The sequence below is a fragment of the Novosphingobium sp. 9U genome (assembly GCF_902506425.1).
Lineage (GTDB): Bacteria > Pseudomonadota > Alphaproteobacteria > Sphingomonadales > Sphingomonadaceae > Novosphingobium.
This window is the reverse complement of the sequence record NZ_LR732469.1, coordinates 1,217,449-1,236,609: the sequence shown is the minus strand read 5'-3', so window position 1 is coordinate 1,236,609 and position 19,161 is coordinate 1,217,449. Positions and strand designations below refer to the sequence as shown.

General features: G+C 66.7%; 20 protein-coding genes. 10 read left to right on the top strand and 10 right to left on the bottom strand.

Annotated elements, in window-relative coordinates; translation table 11 throughout:
• Position 1 precedes the first annotated feature (1 nt).
• The gene (gene hrcA / locus GV044_RS05595) at positions 2-1,057 is read right to left on the bottom strand and encodes a heat-inducible transcriptional repressor HrcA (RefSeq protein WP_159866549.1); all 1,056 of its coding nucleotides are present in this window, start codon (positions 1,055-1,057) and stop codon (positions 2-4) included.
• A 95-nt stretch (positions 1,058-1,152) separates the two neighbouring features.
• Here hrcA and rph point away from each other — a divergent pair, with 95 nt between their 5' ends.
• The 4 genes from rph to GV044_RS05575 all read left to right on the top strand — a co-directional run bounded on the left by rph (position 1,153) and on the right by GV044_RS05575 (position 4,844).
• Positions 1,153-1,869 carry a ribonuclease PH gene (gene rph / locus GV044_RS05590; RefSeq protein ID WP_159866546.1) on the top strand — a complete coding sequence of 239 codons (717 nt, stop codon included), beginning with the start codon at positions 1,153-1,155 and terminating at the stop codon, positions 1,867-1,869.
• A gap of 116 nt (positions 1,870-1,985) precedes the next feature.
• Positions 1,986-2,615 (top strand): RdgB/HAM1 family non-canonical purine NTP pyrophosphatase, encoded by a 630-nt coding sequence (gene rdgB, locus GV044_RS05585; protein WP_159866543.1) that lies wholly within the window; start codon positions 1,986-1,988, stop codon positions 2,613-2,615.
• 144 nt (positions 2,616-2,759) lie between these two features.
• On the top strand, positions 2,760-3,911 hold the full coding sequence (gene hemW / locus GV044_RS05580) for a radical SAM family heme chaperone HemW (protein WP_159866540.1): 1,152 nt from the start codon (positions 2,760-2,762) through the stop codon (positions 3,909-3,911).
• Between the two features lie 24 nt (positions 3,912-3,935).
• Positions 3,936-4,844, top strand: a complete 909-nt coding sequence (locus tag GV044_RS05575; RefSeq protein WP_159866537.1) for a tyrosine recombinase XerC — start codon at positions 3,936-3,938, stop codon at positions 4,842-4,844.
• Between the two features lie 12 nt (positions 4,845-4,856).
• On the opposite strand, the gene GV044_RS05570 is transcribed toward GV044_RS05575, so the two are convergent.
• The 4 genes from GV044_RS05570 to rsmI form a co-directional block, all read right to left on the bottom strand.
• Positions 4,857-5,474, bottom strand: coding sequence for a DedA family protein (locus GV044_RS05570; protein WP_201299016.1), 618 nt, complete (start codon positions 5,472-5,474; stop codon positions 4,857-4,859).
• 19 nt (positions 5,475-5,493) lie between these two features.
• A complete protein-coding gene (gene gshB / locus GV044_RS05565) occupies positions 5,494-6,465 on the bottom strand; it encodes a glutathione synthase (protein WP_159866535.1) in 972 nt (323 codons plus the stop codon).
• Positions 6,466-6,605: 140 nt separating this feature from the next.
• Positions 6,606-6,968 carry a YraN family protein gene (locus GV044_RS05560; RefSeq protein WP_159866532.1) on the bottom strand — a complete coding sequence of 121 codons (363 nt, stop codon included), beginning with the start codon at positions 6,966-6,968 and terminating at the stop codon, positions 6,606-6,608.
• Positions 6,965-7,792 carry a 16S rRNA (cytidine(1402)-2'-O)-methyltransferase gene (gene rsmI, locus GV044_RS05555; RefSeq protein ID WP_159866529.1) on the bottom strand — a complete coding sequence of 276 codons (828 nt, stop codon included), beginning with the start codon at positions 7,790-7,792 and terminating at the stop codon, positions 6,965-6,967. The genes GV044_RS05560 and rsmI overlap by 4 nt, the downstream gene beginning before the upstream one ends.
• Positions 7,793-7,832: 40 nt before the next feature.
• Here rsmI and GV044_RS05550 point away from each other — a divergent pair, with 40 nt between their 5' ends.
• Together GV044_RS05550 and parE are read left to right on the top strand one after the other, a co-directional pair.
• Positions 7,833-9,008, top strand: a complete 1,176-nt coding sequence (locus tag GV044_RS05550) for a penicillin-binding protein activator (protein ID WP_236554726.1) — start codon at positions 7,833-7,835, stop codon at positions 9,006-9,008.
• 65 nt (positions 9,009-9,073) lie between these two features.
• A complete protein-coding gene (gene parE / locus GV044_RS05545; protein ID WP_159866526.1) occupies positions 9,074-11,068 on the top strand; it encodes a DNA topoisomerase IV subunit B in 1,995 nt (664 codons plus the stop codon).
• Between the two features lie 45 nt (positions 11,069-11,113).
• Here parE and GV044_RS05540 read toward each other — a convergent pair whose 3' ends face one another.
• From GV044_RS05540 to GV044_RS05530, 3 genes are all read right to left on the bottom strand, one after another.
• Positions 11,114-11,791, bottom strand: a complete 678-nt coding sequence (locus GV044_RS05540; protein ID WP_236554725.1) for a hypothetical protein — start codon at positions 11,789-11,791, stop codon at positions 11,114-11,116.
• A gap of 90 nt (positions 11,792-11,881) precedes the next feature.
• Positions 11,882-12,697 carry an NYN domain-containing protein gene (locus GV044_RS05535; RefSeq protein WP_159866523.1) on the bottom strand — a complete coding sequence of 272 codons (816 nt, stop codon included), beginning with the start codon at positions 12,695-12,697 and terminating at the stop codon, positions 11,882-11,884.
• The gene (locus GV044_RS05530) at positions 12,690-13,892 is read right to left on the bottom strand and encodes a glycosyltransferase family 87 protein (RefSeq protein ID WP_159866520.1); all 1,203 of its coding nucleotides are present in this window, start codon (positions 13,890-13,892) and stop codon (positions 12,690-12,692) included. Before GV044_RS05530 ends, GV044_RS05535 begins: the two co-directional genes overlap by 8 nt.
• Positions 13,893-14,054: 162 nt before the next feature.
• Between GV044_RS05530 and GV044_RS05525 the strand changes: the two genes are divergently transcribed.
• The 4 genes from GV044_RS05525 to GV044_RS05510 are packed head-to-tail and all read left to right on the top strand — an operon-like array spanning position 14,055 to position 17,364.
• Positions 14,055-14,900, top strand: a complete 846-nt coding sequence (locus GV044_RS05525; protein ID WP_159866517.1) for a MoxR family ATPase — start codon at positions 14,055-14,057, stop codon at positions 14,898-14,900.
• Positions 14,900-15,328 (top strand): GFA family protein, encoded by a 429-nt coding sequence (locus GV044_RS05520; RefSeq protein WP_159866514.1) that lies wholly within the window; start codon positions 14,900-14,902, stop codon positions 15,326-15,328. Before GV044_RS05525 ends, GV044_RS05520 begins: the two co-directional genes overlap by 1 nt.
• A 4-nt stretch (positions 15,329-15,332) precedes the next feature.
• Entirely contained in the window at positions 15,333-16,514 is a 1,182-nt protein-coding gene (locus tag GV044_RS05515; RefSeq protein ID WP_159866511.1) for a VWA domain-containing protein, read from the top strand.
• Between the two features lie 46 nt (positions 16,515-16,560).
• On the top strand, positions 16,561-17,364 hold the full coding sequence (locus tag GV044_RS05510) for a lipid II flippase Amj family protein (RefSeq protein ID WP_159866508.1): 804 nt from the start codon (positions 16,561-16,563) through the stop codon (positions 17,362-17,364).
• 31 nt (positions 17,365-17,395) lie between these two features.
• Here GV044_RS05510 and GV044_RS05505 read toward each other — a convergent pair whose 3' ends face one another.
• Positions 17,396-18,595: an exo-beta-N-acetylmuramidase NamZ domain-containing protein gene (locus tag GV044_RS05505; protein WP_159866505.1), complete on the bottom strand. Its 1,200-nt coding sequence runs from the start codon at positions 18,593-18,595 to the stop codon at positions 17,396-17,398.
• Complete coding sequence (locus GV044_RS05500) at positions 18,592-19,131, bottom strand: DOMON-like domain-containing protein (RefSeq protein ID WP_201299015.1); 540 nt, start codon at positions 19,129-19,131, stop codon at positions 18,592-18,594. The genes GV044_RS05505 and GV044_RS05500 overlap by 4 nt, the downstream gene beginning before the upstream one ends.
• Positions 19,132-19,161: the final 30 nt, after the last annotated feature.

Sequence of the window (19,161 nt, the reverse complement as noted above, 5' to 3'; positions counted from 1 at the left end):
GCTATCCGATGAGTTTGCTCAGGCTCTGGCCCAGGCTCTGAGCGGTGAAGTCCACCATGGGGACGACGCGCGCATAGTTCAACCGAGTGGGGCCGATAACCCCCACCACGCCGACCACCCTGCCCTCGCGGTCGCGATAGGGCGAGGCGATCACGGAAGACCCGCTCAGCGCGAACAAGCGGTTCTCCGATCCGATGAAGATGCGCGCCGAGCGGGCATCGCGCGCCATGTCGAGCAAGTCGGCCACCGACTGCTTGTTCTCGAGGTCGTCCAGCAGCGAGCGGACGCGCTCGAGGTCCGACAAGGCGGTCTCGTCGAGCAGGTTCGCCTGACCGCGCACGATCAAGACCCGGCGCCGGGCGGCGTCCTCGCTCCAAACGGCCAAGCCGGCCTGGACGAGGTCCTGGCTCGCGGCATCGAGCGCGCTGCGGCCCGAGGCAATGTCGGCCTTCATCGCCGCCGCCGCCTCGCTGAGGGTGCGACCGGTCAGGTGCGCCGTCAGGTAGTTCGATGCTTCTTCGAGCGCACTCGGTGGGATCGGAGCCGCCAATTCGATGATGCGGTTTTCCACCGAGCCATCGGCGCCGACCAGCACCGCGAGCACCCGGCGCTCGGCGATAGAGAGCAGCGAGATCTGCCGCAACCGCGCCTCTCGCTGTGGGACCATGACGACGCCGGCACCCGCGGACAAATCCGAGAGGATCGCGCTGGTCGCCTCCAACGCCGCTTCGATTGGGCCCGGCCCGGCAATCCGGCTCTCGATCGCCGCGCGCTCCTCGCGCGTCGGCTCTGCCACTTGCATCATGCCGTCGACGAACAGGCGCAGGCCTGACTCGGTCGGCATGCGTCCCGCGCTGGTGTGCGGAGCGGCCAGGAGCCCGAGCGCTTCGAGGTCGGCGAGCACCGAGCGGATCGACGCCGGCGACAGGTTCAGGCCGCCGCCGCCTGCCAGCGTGCGCGAGCCGACCGGCTGGCCCGTGTCGAGATAACCTTCCACGACCAGGCGGAAGATGTCCCGGGCGCGTGTGGTCAGTTCGGTGATCGGCGGCGTGGTCACGGCTCCCTATCTAACCATCACCCTTGCGGGCTCAACCCCAATGCGCCTAGGGCGCGCGCAACATCTTGCACATATCTTCCAGAGGAAACCTCCCCATGCGACCTTCCGGCCGTGCGCCTGACGAAATGCGCGCCATCGATATCCACACCGGCTTCACCAAGCACGCGGAAGGATCGGCGCTGATCTCGTTCGGCGACACCCGCGTGCTGGTCACCGCCAGTGTCGAGGAGAAGGTGCCGCCGTTCCTGCGCGGCAAGGGCGAGGGCTGGGTGACGGCCGAGTACTCGATGCTGCCACGCGCCACCCACACTCGTGGCAGCCGGGAGGCGGCGAAAGGCAAGCAGTCGGGCCGCACCCAGGAAATCCAGCGGCTTATCGGGCGCTCCTTGCGCGCGGTCGTAGATATGAAAAAGCTGGGAGAGCGCCAGATCGTGCTCGACTGCGACGTGATCCAGGCCGACGGCGGCACCCGCACTGCCTCGATCACGGGCGCCTGGGTGGCGCTGCGCCTCGCCGTCGACAAGCTGATGGCAGAGGGCAAGATCAAGGAAGACCCGATCACCGCGCGGGTCGCGGCGGTCTCCTGCGGCATCCATGAAGGCACGCCGGTGCTCGACCTCGACTACATAGAGGACAGCAACGCCCATGCCGACGCCAACTTCGTCCTGCTCGAAGGCGGCCTGATCGCGGAGGCGCAGGCGACCGCCGAGGGCGCGCCGTACGATGAGGAAGCGCTGCTGCGTCTCCTGCGCCTGGCGCGCATCGGCTGCGACAACATCTTCGCGGCGCAAGCGAAGGCTGTGGGACGGTAATGTCTCTCCTCGCGAACGCGGGGATCCATCTCCTGAGCTCGCGTAAACCGAACCACCTGGAGATGGATTCCCGCGTTCGCGGGAATGACGAGGGGTGAAGTTGAGAGGAGAGTGCCTTGACCCGCAAACTCGACAGCAGCCGCCTAGTCATCGCCACGCACAACGCGGGCAAGCTCAAGGAAATCGGCGCCCTTCTCGCGCCTTACGGCATCGAGTGCATTTCCGCCGGCGCGCTCGGATTGCCCGAGCCGGAGGAGACCGGCACGACCTTCGTCGAGAACGCGCTGATCAAGGCGCATGCCGCCGCCAAGGCCGCGCAGATCCCGGCGCTGGCCGACGACAGCGGCCTGTCGGTGGCCGCGCTTGGAGGCCGGCCCGGCGTCTACACCGCCGACTGGGCCGAGCGGCAGTGGTTCGAGGGCGATCCCGGCCGCGACTGGTACATGGCGATGGGCAAGGTCGAGGGTCTGCTGGCACAGATCGGCCCGGATGCCGATCGCTCGTGCTGGTTCTCTTCCGTGCTGGCGATCGCCTGGCCGGACGGCGAGGAGGCGGTCTACGAAGGACGGGTCGACGGGACCTACTCCTGGCCGCCGCGCGGGACCATGGGCTTCGGGTACGATCCGGTGTTCGTGCCAAACGGACGCGACGTGACCTTTGCCGAGCTGGCGCCGGAGGAAAAGCACAGCATGAGCCACCGGGCGGATGCCTTTGCCAAGCTTGTCGCTGACCAGTTTAAACGCTGAAAGACGACGTCGACCCGGGCTCGACCCGGGTCCGGTGCCGCCATGGCGCGACCTTGCAACGCGTGACTTAAAGCTCGCGAAATGGCGGAACCGGTCCCGGATCAAGTCCGGGACGACGCGAGCAAAAGCTGCTAAGCACATCCCATGGCCCGCGCCCTCTACATCCATTGGCCGTTCTGCCTGGCGAAGTGCCCCTACTGCGACTTCAACAGCCACGTCCGCGAGCGCGTCGATCACGCCCATTGGGAACAGGCGCTGCTCGCCGACATGCGCCGTGAAGCCGAGCTGGCCTCGGGCGAGACGCTGACTTCGATCTTCTTCGGCGGCGGCACCCCCTCGCTGATGCCACCGGCGCTGGTCGCCCGACTGCTGTACGAGGCCGAGCGCCTATGGGGCTTTGATCCCGGCATCGAGATCACGCTGGAGGGCAATCCATCCTCGGTCGAAGCGGCGAACTACGCCGCGCTGGCGAGCGTCGGCATCAACCGCGCGTCACTCGGGCTGCAAGCGCTCGACAACGAGACGTTGCGCTTCTTGGGCCGCCTGCATGATGCCGAAGAGGGATTGGCCGCGCTCGACGTCGCGCAGCGCCACTTTGCGCGGGTGACGTTCGACCTTATCTACGCTCGGCCGGGCCAGACCGAGGATGGCTGGAAGGCCGAGCTCACCCGGGCACTGAGGTTCGGAACGGGTCACCTCTCGCTCTATCAACTGACGATCGAGCCGGGCACGCGGTTCGAGACCCTGGTGCGCAAAGGCGTCTTCACACCCCTGGACGATGACGCCGCGGCCGATCTGTTCGATCTGACGCGGGAGATGTCCGCGGCGGCAGGGCTGCCGGCCTATGAGATCAGCAACCATGCCCGCCCCGGCGAGGAGAGCCGCCACAACCTCGCATACTGGCGCTACCAGGATTACTGCGGCATCGGCCCCGGCGCACATGGCCGTCGCGGCGGTCTAGCTACGGTGCGCCATCGCAAGCCGGAGAACTGGCTTGCCGCCATCGCCGAACAAGGCGACGGCATCGCCGAGGCACGCCCGCTCGGCCGGCGCGAGCAAGCGGCCGAGGCGATGCTGATGGGGCTGCGGCTAGGCGAAGGCGTTGACCTTGGCGCCCTATCGCGCCGGCTGCAAGTGGCGGGCGCTGACTTGTACGATCCGGCCAAGCTGGCCTTCTACGCGGAGCAGGGCCTCGCCTGGCAGCGCGGGGAGCGAATTGGGGTGAGCGAGGCCGGCATGCCCCTGCTCGACGCGTTGCTGGCCGAGCTGGTGCCCGCGGCACTGGTCGCCGCCTGACCTTGGCCGCGTGACCAGGGCTCCATGACCCGCGCTGACATCCTCAAAGCCTGGGGCGCGTACCTGGCGCAAGGTCGCCGCCGCTCGCCGCACACCGTTCGCGCGTATGTGGCGACGGCTGCGCGGCTGATCGGCCAAGACGACATGAGCTGGGACAGGCTCGCGCGGCTGACCACCACCGATCTGCGCCGGCATCTGGCCGACCGCCGCGAAGCGGGCATCGGCAACAGCTCCGCTGCCCGCGAATTGTCCGCGCTTAGGGCTTTCCTTATCTTCGCGCGCGAGCAGGCCGGGATGGGTGAGAGTGCGCCACCGCGCCTGCGTGGTCCGCGCGTGAAGAAAGGTCTGCCGCGCCCAGTGACGCCCGACGAGGCCGTCAACCTGGCGCTGGCGGTAGAGGAAGACGCGAGCGAGCCCTGGATCGGCGCTCGGGATCGCGCGGTGCTGCTGCTGCTTTACGGCGCCGGCTTGCGCATCGCCGAGGCGCTGTCGCTGACCGGCGCCGTGCTGCCGCTGGGCGAGACGCTGGTGGTAACCGGCAAGGGCGGCAAGCAGCGCGTGGTGCCGCTGCTGCCGGTGGTGCGCGACGGTGTCGCCGATTACCTCGCCAAATCCCCTTGGGGTTGCGGACGGGGCGATCCGCTGTTCCGCGGGGCCAAGGGCGGACCGCTGTCGCAAGGCATGGTGCAAAAGGCCATGGCGCGCGCGCGGGTCTCGCTCGGGCTGCCGCCCGCCGCGACACCGCACGCCTTGCGCCACAGCTTCGCAACGCATCTGCTGGGCGCGGGCGCCGACTTGCGCTCGCTGCAGGAGCTGCTCGGCCATGCGAGCCTGGGTTCGACGCAGATCTACACGCAAGTCGATGCAGCGACGCTGCTGGATGTCTACCGCAACGCGCATCCGCGGGAGAATGCAGACAACACCCCGACCTAACAGGGCGAGAAATCAGCGGCCGACCGTTGTCTTGTCTCTCGGCTTCCAGGTGATCACGCGGTACACGTAATACACCGCGGTAAGCCCCGCCACGGCCATGGTCGCCCAGCCGAGCCACTGCTCTGCCTCGCCGAAGCGACGCCCGGCCCAGCGGCCGAGCATGATCAGCAGCGCGTTCCAGATCGCCGCACCCGCCGCGGTGTAGAGCAGGAATTGCCAGTGCCGCATGTGCGCCAGGCCCGCCGGGATCGACACCACGGAGCGGAACATCGGCATGAAGCGCAGCACGAAGACCACCACGCCACCATGCTTGCGGAAGAAGCGGGTGCCGGTCTCGACATCCTCCCATTCCATCGTCAGCCAGCGCCCCCAGCGGTTCACGAACGGTTCCAACCGCTCGTAGCCGAGTCGGTCGGCGATCAGGAACAGCACATAGTTGCCCAGGGCCGAACCGATGGTGCCTGCGATCAGCAGCGGGACGAACTGCATGGTCCCGCGCGCCACGGCCAGCCCGCCCACGCCCATGATCAGCTCGGACGGGATCGGCGGGAAGATGTTCTCCAGCGCCATCAGCAGCGCGATGCCCCAGTAGCCGCCCACGGTGATGAGGTGGATGATCCAGGTGCTCACGCGTTTGGCTCCGCGATCGCTACATCGCCGCGTGGCGCCGCTCGATGGCCTCCCAGATCAGCGCGCCCGTGTCGGTGCCGTTGAAGCGGTCGATGGCCACGATGCCGGTGGGCGAGGTCACGTTGATTTCTGTAAGCCATTGTCCGCCGATCACATCGATGCCGACGAAAACCAGCCCGAGGCGCTTCAGTTCCGGACCCATGGCGGCGCAGATCTCCTCCTCGCGCGCGGTCAGCTGGGTCGCTTCGGCCGAGCCACCAACCGCTAGGTTGGACCGGAATTCCCCCTCACCCGGCCGGCGGTTGATGGCGCCGGCCACTTCGCCGTCGACCAGGACGATGCGCTTGTCGCCTTCGCTGACCGAGGGGAGGAACGGCTGCACCATGAACGGCTCGGGCCAGACCTGCCCGAACAGCTCGGCCAAGGCGCCCAGGTTCGAGCCGTCGGCCGGAACGCGGAACACCGCCTTGCCGCCGTTGCCGTGCAGCGGCTTGACCACTAGGTCCCCCGGATGCGCAGCGTGGAAGCGGCGCACGTCCTCGACGCGGCGGGCGATGAACGTGGGCGGCATGAACCGCGCATAGTCCAGCACCATGACCTTCTCGGGCGCGTTCCTCACCGAGACCGGATCGTTCACCACCAGCGTCGTGCCGGCGAGGCGCTCCAGCAAGTGCGTGCCGGTGATGTAGCCCAGGTCGAACGGCGGGTCCTGGCGCATCAGCACGACGTCTATGTCGGTGGCGAGATCGATCAGCCGCGGGTCGTCGCGCGTATAGTGATCGCCTTGCACCCGCTGCACGGTGATCGGCGAGGCCCAAGCCGTCAGCCGCCCGCCCGCGCCTTCCGAAGTGTCGTAGGCCAGCGAACGCACGTCGTAGTGGAACAGCGAGTGCCCACGCGCCTGCGCCGCCAGCATCAGCGCGAACGAGCTGTCGCCCGCGATGTTGATCGTCTCGAGCGGGTCCATCTGGACCGCGACACGTAAAGCCATGCTAATCCTCGCCTAAGGGCCGTTCCTGCGTGTCGCATTAGCCGAAAACTTGGACCTCGCGAGTAGTTTCGGACGTGCTGGCCACACGATGGGTCTTGCCCCATGGGATCGGTCGTGGCTCGAGCGGGCTCCCCTGCCCCTCAGGCGCCGGGTTGCCACGCGTTGGCGATCCGGCGCGGCCAGCACCCCGGCGCGAGCAGCAGCACATCGATCCGCACGTCCTCGCCCCGTCCGGCATAGCGCGGCATCACGGCCTCTGCCGCCGCCGCGACCCGGCGAAGCCGATGCGCATCGATCGCAAGCCCGAGTTCGCGCGCACTCCCGCGCCACTTTACTTCGACGAAGCAGACCGTGCGCCCTCGCCTGGCGACAAGATCGATCTCGCCCCGCGCGGTCTTCACGCGCTGCGCCAGGATGCGCCAGCCAGTCAGGCGCAAGTACCAGGCAGCTAACGCCTCGCCGCGTCGCCCTCGCCGCTCCGCTTCCTCGCGCCGCCGGCTCACTTCAGTTCGAGCGCGCGCGCATAGAGCTTCTTGCGGTCCAGCCCGGTTGCCTTGGCCACTTGCGCCGCGGCCTGGGATGGCTTTTCGGTGGCCAGAGCCGCCAACAGCAGCGCGTCGGCATCGACCTCGCCCATGGGCTCGTCTGGGGGCGGACCGACCAGCAACACGATCTCGCCCTTGGGTGGATGCGCGGCATAGTGCGCTGCGATCTCCTCGGGCGAGCCATGGCGGCATTCCTCGAACCGCTTGGTCAGCTCTCGCGCGACCGCGACTTCACGCCCCGGCAGTACCGATCCGATCGCCGCCAAGGCATCGAGCAGCCGCGGTGCCGTCTCGTAGAACACCAGCGTCGCCGGCACTGCCGCGAGTTCTCGCAGCACGTCTTCGCGCGCCTTGACCTTGTTGGGCAGGAACCCGGCAAACAGGAAGCGGTCGTTCGGCAGGCCCGACAGCGTCAGCGCCACCACCGCCGCACTCGGGCCCGGCAGGCTGGTGACGGCGATCCCCTCCTCTCGCGCCGCACGCACCAGGCGATAGCCGGGGTCGGAGATCAGCGGCGTGCCGGCATCGCTCACCAGCGCCACCGGCTCCTCTCGCATCGCGGCCAGCAGGCGATCGCGCGCCCCGGCATCGGCATGGTCGTCATAGCGCACCATCCGCTTCTTCAAACCGAGATGATTCAGCAGCTTTCCCGTGACGCGCGTGTCCTCGCACGCTACCACCGCGACCGCGCCCAGCACCTCGACGGCTCGCACGGTGATGTCGCCAAGGTTGCCAATCGGGGTCGCGACTATGTAGAGGCCCGGCGAGAGCGGCTGTTCCATGCAGCGACCCATGGCCCATTCCTGAGGGGGACGGCAAGTGATGATCGAACGGCGATTGGCGCAGATGAAAATGGCCCGGCGCAACCTGCTTGCCGCGGCAGCGATGGCAACGCTGGCCGCTTGCGCCGTGGTGCCCAAGGGACCGGTCGCGCCGCCGCCACCTAGGCCCACGCCGGCACCCACCACGAGCGAACTTCCCACCGATACGCAGCATCACCGGATCGCCCTGCTCGTGCCCATGAGCGGCGCCAACGGTGCAGTCGGGCAGTCAATCGCCAACGCGGCGACGATGGCGCTGATGGACACCAATGCGAAGAACCTGCGCATCACCAATTACGACACCTCGGCCGGCGCCGGCGTCGCCGCCTCGCGCGCGATCGCCGACGGTAACCAGCTGATCCTCGGGCCTCTGCTGGCAGACGATATCCCGGCGGTCGCGGCGGCCGCTCGCAGCGCCAAGGTGCCGCTGATCTCGTTCTCTAACGACCAGAGTGCCGCCGCGCGCGACGTCTACGTGATGGGCAGCCTGCCCGGCTCGTCGGTGCGCCGTACGGTCCGCTATGCGCGCGAGCATGGCGTCACCAGCTTTGCCGCGCTTGTGCCCAAGGGCGACTATGGCGAGCGCGCCTCGCAGTCGCTGATCGCCGAAGCGCGCGCGGCTGGCGGCACGATCATGGCGATGGAGAGCTACGACCGCAGCACGGCCTCGATCACGGCGGCCGCCACCAAGCTGCGAGCGCGCGGTGCCTTCGACGCCATCCTGATCGCGGACAGCGGCGGGCTTTCGGCGCGGGCGGCTGGCCTGCTCAAGGCGCGCGGCAGCGCCACGCCGCGCCTGCTCGGTACCGAGCTTTGGAGCGGCGAGAAGGCGATCACCACCGCACCCGCGCTGAACGGCGCCTGGTTCTCGGCGGTGTCCGACAGCCGCTTCCCGCAGTTCGTCAGCAGCTATCGCACGCGTTTTGGCGCGGCGCCCTATCGTATCGCCACCCTCGGCTATGATGCGGTGCTGTTGACGCTGCGGGTCGCGCGCGATTGGAAGCCCGGCCGCGCCTTTCCCACTGCGGCCCTGACCTCAACCGATGGATTCCTTGGCCTCGACGGTGCGTTCCGCTTCAACAAGGACGGCGTGATCGACCGAGCCTTGGAAGTGCGTGAGGTCAGCGGCGGCGCGGTGAAGGTGGTCAGCCCTGCGGCGACCAAGTTCGGGGGCTGAAGGCGCCGATTATAACCGCACCGCCTCACCTTGCACCCGCCCCGGGGTGAGACCATAAGGCGAACATGTCCGACGATCTCTTCGACAAGCTGCCCACCGCCTCCGGCGAAGCTTACGACGCTTCCGCCATCGAAGTGCTCGAAGGGCTCGAGCCTGTCCGCCGCCGCCCCGGCATGTACATCGGCGGCACCGACGAGCGCGCGCTGCACCACCTTGCCGCCGAAGTGCTCGACAACGCGATGGACGAGGCGGTCGCCGGCCATGCCAACCGCATCGAGGTGATGCTGGAAGAAGGCAACCGCCTCACCATCACCGACAACGGCCGCGGCATTCCGATCGGAGAGCACCCCAAGTTCCCGGGCAAGTCGGCGCTGGAGGTGATCCTCTCTACCCTGCACTCGGGCGGCAAGTTCTCCGGCAAGGCCTATGCGACCAGCGGCGGCCTTCACGGCGTCGGCATCTCGGTGGTGAACGCGCTGTCGAGCCACACCCGCGTCGAAGTGGCGCAGAACAAGGAACTCTACGCGCAGGAGTTCGCGCGCGGGGCGACGCTGGGCAAGCTGCAGAAGATCGGCGCCGCGCCCAACCGCCGCGGCACTTCGGTCAGCTTCACGCCGGACACCGAGATCTTCGGCGACCAGCAGTTCAAGCCCGCGCGGCTGTTCAAGTTGGTGCGCTCCAAGGCCTACCTCTTCGCCGGGGTCGAGATCCGCTGGAAGTGTGCGCCGTCGCAGGCGACCGAGGACGTGCCCGCCGAGGCGGTGTTCCAGTTCCCGGGTGGCCTCGCCGATCACTTGGCCGAGCAGATCGCCGGGCGTGAGTGCGTCACCAGTCAGTTCTTCTCAGGCAGCCAGGACTTCCCCAAGGAAGACGGCGCCGAGCAGGGCCGCGTGGAGTGGGCGATCGCTTGGCCGCTCTACTCCGACGGCGCCTACTCGTACTATTGCAACACGATCCCCACGCCCGACGGCGGCACCCATGAGCAGGGCCTGCGCGGCGCCCTCACCAAGGGCATCCGTGCATTTGCCGAGCTCGTGGGCCAGGGCAAGAAGGTCAAGGACATCACCCCGGACGACGTGGTGACCGGCAGCGAAGTCATGCTCTCGGTCTTCATCCGCGACCCGCAGTTCCAGAGCCAGACCAAGGACCGCCTGACCTCGCCCGACGCGGTGCGCCTGGTCGAGAACGCGGTGCGCGACCACTTCGACCACTTCCTCACCGACAACATGGACCGCGGCAAGGCGCTGCTGGGCACCATCCTGGAACGCATGGACGAGCGCCTGCGCCGCAAGGCGGAGCGCGAGATCAAGCGCAAGACCGCGACGAGCGCGCGCAAGCTGCGCCTGCCGGGCAAGCTCACCGACTGCTCGGGCGAGGGCAAGGGCGAGACCGAGCTGTTCATCGTCGAAGGCGACAGCGCGGGCGGCTCGGCCAAGCAGGCGCGCGACCGCAAGACCCAGGCGATCCTGCCGATCCGCGGCAAGATCCTCAACGTTGCCAGCGCCAGCGCCGACAAGATCCGCGCCAACCAGGAGATCGCCGACCTCCAGCTCGCGCTTGGCTGCGGTATCCGCAAGGACTGCAACCCGGACAACCTGCGCTACGACCGCATCGTCATCATGACCGACGCCGATGTCGACGGCGCCCACATCGCCACGCTGCTGATGACGTTCTTCTTCCAGGAAATGCCCGAGATCGTGCGGCGCGGGCACCTCTATCTCGCGCAACCGCCGCTCTACCGACTCACGTCGGGCGCAAGTTCGGCCTACGCCCGCGACGACGCCCACCGCGCCGAGCTGGAGAAGACGAAGTTCAAGGGCAAGAAGGTCGAGGTCGGCCGCTTCAAGGGCTTGGGCGAGATGAACCCCGGCCAGCTGCGCGAAACCACTATGAGTCCCGAAACCCGCTCGCTGATCCGCATCACCCTTCCGCCCGAGTACGAGGGCCGCGCCGCGGTGAAGGACCTCGTCGACCGCCTGATGGGCCGCAACCCCGAACACCGCTTCCAATTCATCCAGAACCGCGCGGGCGAGATCGATCCGGAGCTAATCGATGCTTAGCAGCTGACCCGGGCCCGACCGCATAGCAGCCGGGCCCGAGTTCACTCACTTCTGGACGGTCGTGGTCACCGAAGCAGGCACGATCGTGGCTGCAGTCGCCACCGAAGTCGTTTGTGCCGGCGCTGCGACCGGAACATCGAGAAGGCGAGGTTGAACGGCCACCGTTCTGAAGGCGATATCTTCATCCAGGAAGCTTTTCACGTTCGATCCGGACGCGATCATCGCACTCGTGCCAGTGGTGAGGAATCCGGCGATCGGCACGAAGACGACGGCCGCCACGACGCCACCGGTGCCCGTGACGCCTTTGTCGTCGAAGGTGCCGCTTAGCCGTACGTTCCGGTCGCCAAGCCGCAGCGATACGACGCGTGCGCCGATGTAGCCAGATTTACCCCACATGCCCTTGTTGCGGACCTCGGTTATTTCGCCGACCGCAGGCGTTCCGGCGGGGATGACGACCACGCCTCCGTTCTCGACATTGCTGGCCACTTCGAGCTGGAAGCGCTGCCCCACTCGCAGAGCCTTCTTCTTGGTTGTGAGCTCTTCCCGCAGCAGCAGAGGGACTTCAGTGCCTGCGCGAAGGATACTTTCCTGCGCCGCGGGCAACACGACCGCTGCCTGAGCTACAGCCGGCTGCCCAGCACCTATCGCGGATACCGTTTGTGCTTGGCTTGCAACCGGCGAAACGGCCAGCAGTCCGCAGCCCGCCAAAAGACGAAATTTCATTATGTTTGCCTCCCAGAGACCCCCTGATCTCTGGTGCAGAACTAAGTGTTCGGGCGGCCGATTGTCAATTTAATCAGACGGGATGGTTCGTTATCGGACGCGTTTCAGGAACAACCCGCTTTCGCGTTTCTCTGTGGTGAAGTTGGGCAATGATTTCACCAGGTCCGCGAGCCGCGAGAAGCCGTAGCTGCGGGCATCGAAGCTTGACCGGTTCGCCGCGCGCTGGCCCACTTCCTGCAAGCTTGCGAACCCATGCTCGTCGCGCTTGCTGGCTTTCCACGCATCGCCGAGCAGTTTGATCAACGCTTCGTCAACGGCGGGCTTTTCCCGCGGCTTGGCAGTGGGCGCGGCCGTTTTTTCTTTCACGGCAGTGCTCGACGCCGACGTTGACCCGGCTTCTACCGCCGTCGTCTTCGCTGCCGATCGAGGACGGATCGCCGGAGGCAGGATCAGCTCGTCCTCCTCATCCTCGACCACGGCATCGAGGTCGATGAAGCGGGTGCAGGCCTCGCGGAAGGCTTCGGGCGTACGCGCGGTGCCGAAGCCGTAGACGGGCGTGCCGTTCTGGCGGATGCGCATGGCAAGCGGCATGAAGTCGCTGTCGCTGGTCATCAGCCCGAACCCCTCGACGCGGCCACCGTAGAGCAAGTCCATGGCGTCGATGGTCATCTTCATGTCGGTGGCGTTCTTGCCTTTGGTGAGGTCGAACTGCTGCTGCGGCTCCAGCGCATAGCGGTGCATCAGCTTGGACCAGCCCTTGAGGCCCGGCTTGCTCCAGTTGCCGTAGATGCGCCGCACGTTGACCGTGCCAAGGTCGCCCAGGATGGTGAGCGCGGCGTCGATGTTCGCGGGCGAGGCGTTGTCGGCGTCGATCAGCAGCGCGATGTTGGAAGAGTTATCAGGCATGAGTTGAACTTTCGAGAGGGGCGGCGCGCGCACGGCGCCATAGCACCCAGAAGAGGAAGAATGCGATCTCAGGCATGATCGGCAGGTGCAGGTTCATGCCCAGCGGCCTTGCGAACGCCGGCGCAGCAAAGGCCAGGAGCAACGCGAGGCGCTCCCAGGCGCGGAAACCACCGGCGATCCCTTGCGAGCCGACCACGATCATCGCAGGCATCAGCAACAGCATATCGTAATCGAGCACGAAGGGAGAAGCCAGCACCGCCCCTGCCAGCGCCAAGGCGCCCAATTCCGGCGTATAGCGCCGCCGCCAGCTTACGGTGGCGAGCATCGCGGCCACGGCGATGGCGATCGCTGCGTGAACGATATAGGCAGGCCCTTGCGGAATTCCCAGCAGCATCAGCGCCGCGAATGGGCTGACCATCTTGGCATAGCCCACAGTGCCGGCGTCCATGGCGGCCTGCGCAGCCTGAGTCAGCATGAACCAGTCGGCCCAGACGTGCGGGCCGAATACGGCCGCCGAGAAGACGCCGAGCGCGGCCGCCGTCAGCACCGCACTCACGCCGACACGCCATTGTCCAGTCAGCAGCAGCACCACAGGGAGCAGCACGCCGAACTGCGGCTTGAGTGTCGCAAGGCCAAACAGAATGCCGGCAAGGTAGGGCCGCGTGCCGGCCACCAACATGCCCAGCGTCAGCAGCGCGGACGACAGGAACGCGGTCTGCCCATGCGTGATCTCGATCACGGTCGCAGGGAACGCCGCCAGCAGCAGCCACCATGGCGCGCCGATCGGAAACGCCTTGAGCCAGCGCCGGAGCGAGAATGCAAACGCCGCGCCGGTCAGGAGCAGCCACGCGATAAGCGCGGGAAAATAACTCAGCCAACCGAGCGGATAGCAAAATGGCAGAAAACCAGGCGGATAGAAGAACGCCGTGAAGGCATCGGCTTGCGTGAAGTACGCCTGCTGCGCGGCGATATGTGCAGCCTGATCGTACGGATTTGCATGCCCCTGCAGCATGCGGCCGACCGTCCAGAAGCTGAGGAAGTCGGTGCCGAGCAGGAAGCCGTTCCGGTCCACGCCGTTGCGCGCACTCGCCATCAGCGCACCCAGCGTGCCGAGGTTCAGCAGCGCCAGGATCCACAGATAGGCTTTGGCTCGCGTCGCCGTCAGCCAGTCAGCCCTGCGTAGATCCAGCCCCATGCCGCCGCTTGTGCAGTGCGCATCGGGCTAAGTCCACTGCGCTCGGACCAGGGTGGGCCGCGCGAACGGATCGCTTGCGCGGCTGCGCACTGCGACCGGCCGCTTGCCTCGCTGCGCTGCACAACTTACGGTTCTTGCAACAAGTCAGGACAGGACCAGCCGATGCAGCGTTTCGAAGGCACCAGCAATTACGTCGCCACCGACGATCTCAAGGTCGCGGTCAATGCCGCCGTGCTGCTGCGCCGTCCTCTCCTGGTCAAGGGCGAGCCCGGCACCGGCAAGACCGTGCTGGCCGAGCAGATTGCCGAAGCGCTGGGCGCGCCGCTGATCACCTGGAACGTTAAGTCGACGACGAAAGCCCATCAGGGCCTCTACGAGTACGACGCGGTCGCCCGCTTGCGCGACGGCCAGCTCGGCGACAGCCGCGTGCACGACATCTCCAACTACATCCGCAAGGGCAAGCTGTGGGAGGCGTTCACCAGCCCCACCCTGCCCGTCCTGCTGATCGACGAGATCGACAAGGCCGATATCGAGTTCCCCAACGACTTGCTCGCCGAACTCGATCGCATGGCCTTCGACGTCTACGAAACCGGCGAGCACATCGCCGCGGCCGAGCGCCCGATCATCATCATCACCTCGAACAACGAAAAGGACCTGCCCGACGCGTTCCTGCGCCGCTGCTTCTTCCACTACATCAAGTTCCCCGACCGCGAGACGATGCAGTCGATCATCGACGTGCACTATCCCGGCATCCAGAAGACGCTCGTCACGAAGGCGATGGAGATCTTCTACTCCTTGCGCGAAGTACCCGGTCTCAAGAAGAAGCCCTCCACCAGCGAGCTGCTCGACTGGCTCAAGCTGCTAATGAATGAGGACATGCCGCTCGACGTGCTGCAGAACCAGGATGCCAGCAAGGCGATCCCGCCGCTGCACGGGGCGCTGCTGAAGAACGAACAGGACGTGATGATGTTCGAGCGGCTGGCGTTCATGTCGCGGCGGGGGAGTTGATGACCGCGCCGTACACCGGCCGGTGCAACTGCGGCGGCGTCACCGTTGCCATCGACGCTGAGCCTGTCACCACGCGGCAGTGCTGGTGCCGCCAGTGCCAGAAGATCGCCGCCGGTGGCCCGACGAACAACGCGATCTTCCCACTCGAGGCGATCACGATCGCAGGCGCGCGGGCGCAGTCCAGCTACGTAGCGGCCAGCGGCAATACCCTCACGCACGAGTTCTGCGCGACTTGCGGCAGCCACGTGCTCGCCCACTCCAGCGCGCGGCCGCACTTGCGTACCATTCGCATGGGGATGCTGAACGAAGGGCACGGCCTTGCTCCGGCAGCGGCGATCTGGCTTGATGACGCGCCGGCCTGGGCCCACATCGATCCCGCGCTGGAGCGCTGGGACCAGCAGCCGCCGGCACCGGCAATGGGGCAATAGCGCCATGTTCTTCAACTTCGTCGACGAGCTGCGCGCCGCCGGGATCAAGGCCTCCTTCAAGGAGCACCTGACGCTGCTGGAAGCGCTCGACAAGGACGTGATCGAGCAGACGCCCGAGGCGTTCTACTATCTCAGCCGCGCCACCTTCGTGAAGGACGAGGGCCTGCTCGATCGCTTCGACCAGGTGTTCCAGAAGGTCTTCAAGGGCATCCTTACCGACTACGGCCAGCAGCCGGTCGACATACCCGAGGACTGGCTGAAGAAGCTGGCCAAGCGCTACTTCTCCCAGGAGGAGATGGACGCCGTCAAGAAGCTCGGCTCCTGGGACGAGATCATGGAGACGCTGAAGAAGCGGCTCGAGGAACAGCAGAAGCGCCACTCCGGCGGCAACAAGTGGGTCGGTACGAACGGCACGTCGCCGTTCGGGCACTCGGGCTACAATCCGGAAGGCATCCGCGTCGGCGGGGAAGGCCAGCACGGACGCGCGGTCAAGGTGTGGGAGAAGCGCGAGTTCGCCAATCTCGACAACACCAAGGAACTGGGCACGCGCAACATCAAGGTCGCGCTGCGCCGCCTTCGCCGGTTTGCCCGCGAGGGCGCGGCCGAGGAGCTGGACCTGGACGCCACAATTGAGGGCACGGCCAAGCAAGGCTGGCTCGACGTGGTTATGCGGCCGGAGCGGCACAATGCGGTCAAGGTGCTGCTGTTCCTCGACGTCGGCGGCTCGATGGACCCGTTCATCAAGCTGGTGGAGGAGCTGTTCAGCGCCGCCACCGCCGAGTTCAAGAATCTGGAGTTCTTCTACTTCCACAACTGCCTGTATGAAGGCGTGTGGAAGGACAATCGCCGGCGCTGGTCGCAACGGGACAAGACCTGGGACGTGCTCCACAAGTACGGGCACGACTACAAGGTGATCTTCGTCGGCGACGCGGCGATGAGTCCGTACGAGATCAGCCATCCTGGCGGCTCGGTGGAGCACATGAACGAGGAGGCTGGCGCTGTGTGGCTGCAGCGGATCGTGCAGACCTACCCGGCGACGGTGTGGCTGAATCCCACGCCGCAGCGCCAGTGGGAGTACTCGACATCCACCCGCATGGTGCGCGAACTGCTGCACGACCAGATGTACCCGCTGACCTTGGATGGCCTGGAAGACGCGATGCGCGAACTGACGCGCAAGAAGGCGTGACGGTGGCTCTGGCGCCTGCGCGCCCGAGCGCCTAGGGGCGAGCGCCATGGACCGGCAACTGCTCATCATCTGCCTGCTGACGGCGGCGATCAACCTCATCGGCACGTTGGCCTACGCCGCGCGCATCGCCGGGGTGCGCACCCGCCGCATCGCCATGAGCTTTGCGCTCTTCAACATCCTGGTGCTGGTGTCGCGCACCTCGAACAGTTTCCTCGGGCCCTTCCTCGCCAAGCGGATCGAGAGCCGGCTGGCGACGGGCGGCGGCGACGCGCTGCTGGGCGACTTCCGGCTGGTGCTTGCCTCCGCCTCGATCGCGGTGTTCCTCGGCATCCTGCTGGTGCCGACCGGCCAGCGCCTGTTCGCGACCGGGATCGGCTACTTCCAGGTCCACCGCTCGACCGGCAAGCTGGTGATGCGCCTCGCCTCGCCCGCAGGGTTCCATGCGGTGCGCCGTTCGATCCGAATGCCATCGCTGTCCCACTTGCGCGGCTTCGCGCAAGACCGCGGCGTCGGCTGGGGCGTGCTGGTGGCCAACTGCCTGGCGCAGGCGCTGATCGTGGTGGGCGTGCTGGCCTCGCTCTATGCGGGCTTCCTCAACCCGCAGTATCGCGTCACGGCTTCGCAGCTGTCGGCAGTGGTGAACGGCTTCGCGACGATCCTGCTCTTCGCGCTGATCGACCCGCAGCTGTCGGTGATGACAGATGACGTCGTAGAGGGCCGCATCGACGAAGCGCGGTTCCGGCGCACGATCGTGTGGATCTCCATCAGCCGCCTGGTAGGCACGCTGCTGGCGCAGGCGCTGTTCGTTCCGGCGGCCCACTCAGTCGCCTGGATCGCCAACTACGTTTGAGGTTCTGCGCCCCCTTCCCCATTCGCGCCAGTCAGTAGAGGAGGAGGTCTGCGATCTCTTCCCGCCACGCCGTCTCGTTGCGGCTCGCCAGAGCTTCAAGGTCACCCGGCTTGGCCGCCGGATCGTCGACCCACTCGCGCAAGGCCGGCCCACCGTTGATGACGTCAATCGCCAGTCGGTCGAACTCGTACTCGTAAGGAAAATCACGCCAGATCGGGTAGTCGGGATAGAGCCGCCGGATCGCCTTGAACGCCAGCGCCTGCAAGCGCCAGGGACGGAACACGGAGTGATCGTAGAACGGTCCCTCGGCGTGGATCATTAGCGCGTTGCACAGGGCGCCGGCGTGCTTGTGGAACGTCGGCTCGAACCAGCACTCGCGTAGTGCACAGCCAGCAAGCCAGTCGGGCGCGAAGGCCTGCATTTCAGCCAGGACCCTGCCCGCTGCAACGTCGGGCGCGCCGAATAGCACTTCCAGCGGCCGAGTCGTGCCGCGACCCTCTGAAAGCGTGGTGCCCTCCAGCATCACGGTACCGGCGTAGCTGCGTGCCATGTTGAGGTTGGCGGCGTTGGGGCTGGGATTGATCCAGATGCGATCCGTCGGGCAACCAAAGCCGGGTGCGTGGTCGGGCTGCCATCCCTCCATCGCAATCACCCGATAGTCGACGTCGAGGTCGAACTGCCGGACGAACCAGTGCCCCATCTCTCCCAACGTCAATCCATGCCGCATCGGCATCGGCCCCGCACCCACGAAGCTTTCCTGCCCGGCCAGCAGCGTCGTGCCCTCAACCGGGCGGCCGGCGGGATTGGGCCTGTCGAGCACCCACACGCTCTTGCCGGCGCCCGATGCGGCTTCGAGCAGGTAGAGAAGCGTCGTCACGAAAGTGTAGATGCGACAACCCAGGTCCTGCAGGTCGAACAGGAACACGTCGGCCGTCGACATCATCCCTTCGGTCGGGCGCCTCACCTCGCCGTAGAGGCTGAAGACGGGGATGCCATAGGTCGGATCAACCTCGTCGCCGGTCTCGACCATGTTGTCCTGCTTGTCCCCCTTCAGCCCATGCTGAGGGCCGAACGCCGAGGTCACGTTCACGCCGGCCGCAATCAGCGCATCGAGCGAATGGACGAGGCCTTCGGTCACCGAGGCAGGATGTGCGACGAGAGCCACCCGGCGGCCCTCCAGCGGCTTGCGCAAGACCGGGTCGGCGAGCAGGCGATCGATACCGAACTTCATGCGCCGTTCGCTGCCGCAAGCGTGCCGGTGAAGCAAGCGGCATCGTGGAAGTCCGGCTTGCCGACCGGATGAGCCACTCCCCAGAAGGAGCGTCTGCCGCCCTCCTCCTCGATCACGGCGGTCATGTTGTACCTCCAGAGCGCGGGCGGCAGTGCCGAGGCGGGCACGGCGGCGTCGAAGATGGCCAGTGCCTCACCCTTGCGCATGGTGCAGCTGGGCTCGTGCGGGAACGGCCGCTCCGTCATTCCCTCGCGATAGCTGCTGAAGTCGTAGGCATTCCAGCGTTCGGATGGAGAAAGGTTCAATTCCGTATAGCCCGCCTCGCCCGGCGATTGCAGGAACAGCTCGAAGCAAGTCGTCTGCCATAGACCGTCCGCGCGGCCCTTGCCGGCAAACGGCGGCACAACGAGCTTGTAGGCGCCCTCGATCCGCCAGCGCAGCCGCAGCCAGTCACCATCGGGTGTGATCCGGGCCGTGACCTCTCGCACCGTCACCGGCGAGAAGTCTGGATGCGCAATCAGGCTGTGCGTTTGCAACCGGCAAGCTCCGTGCTAGGCGCCCGCTTC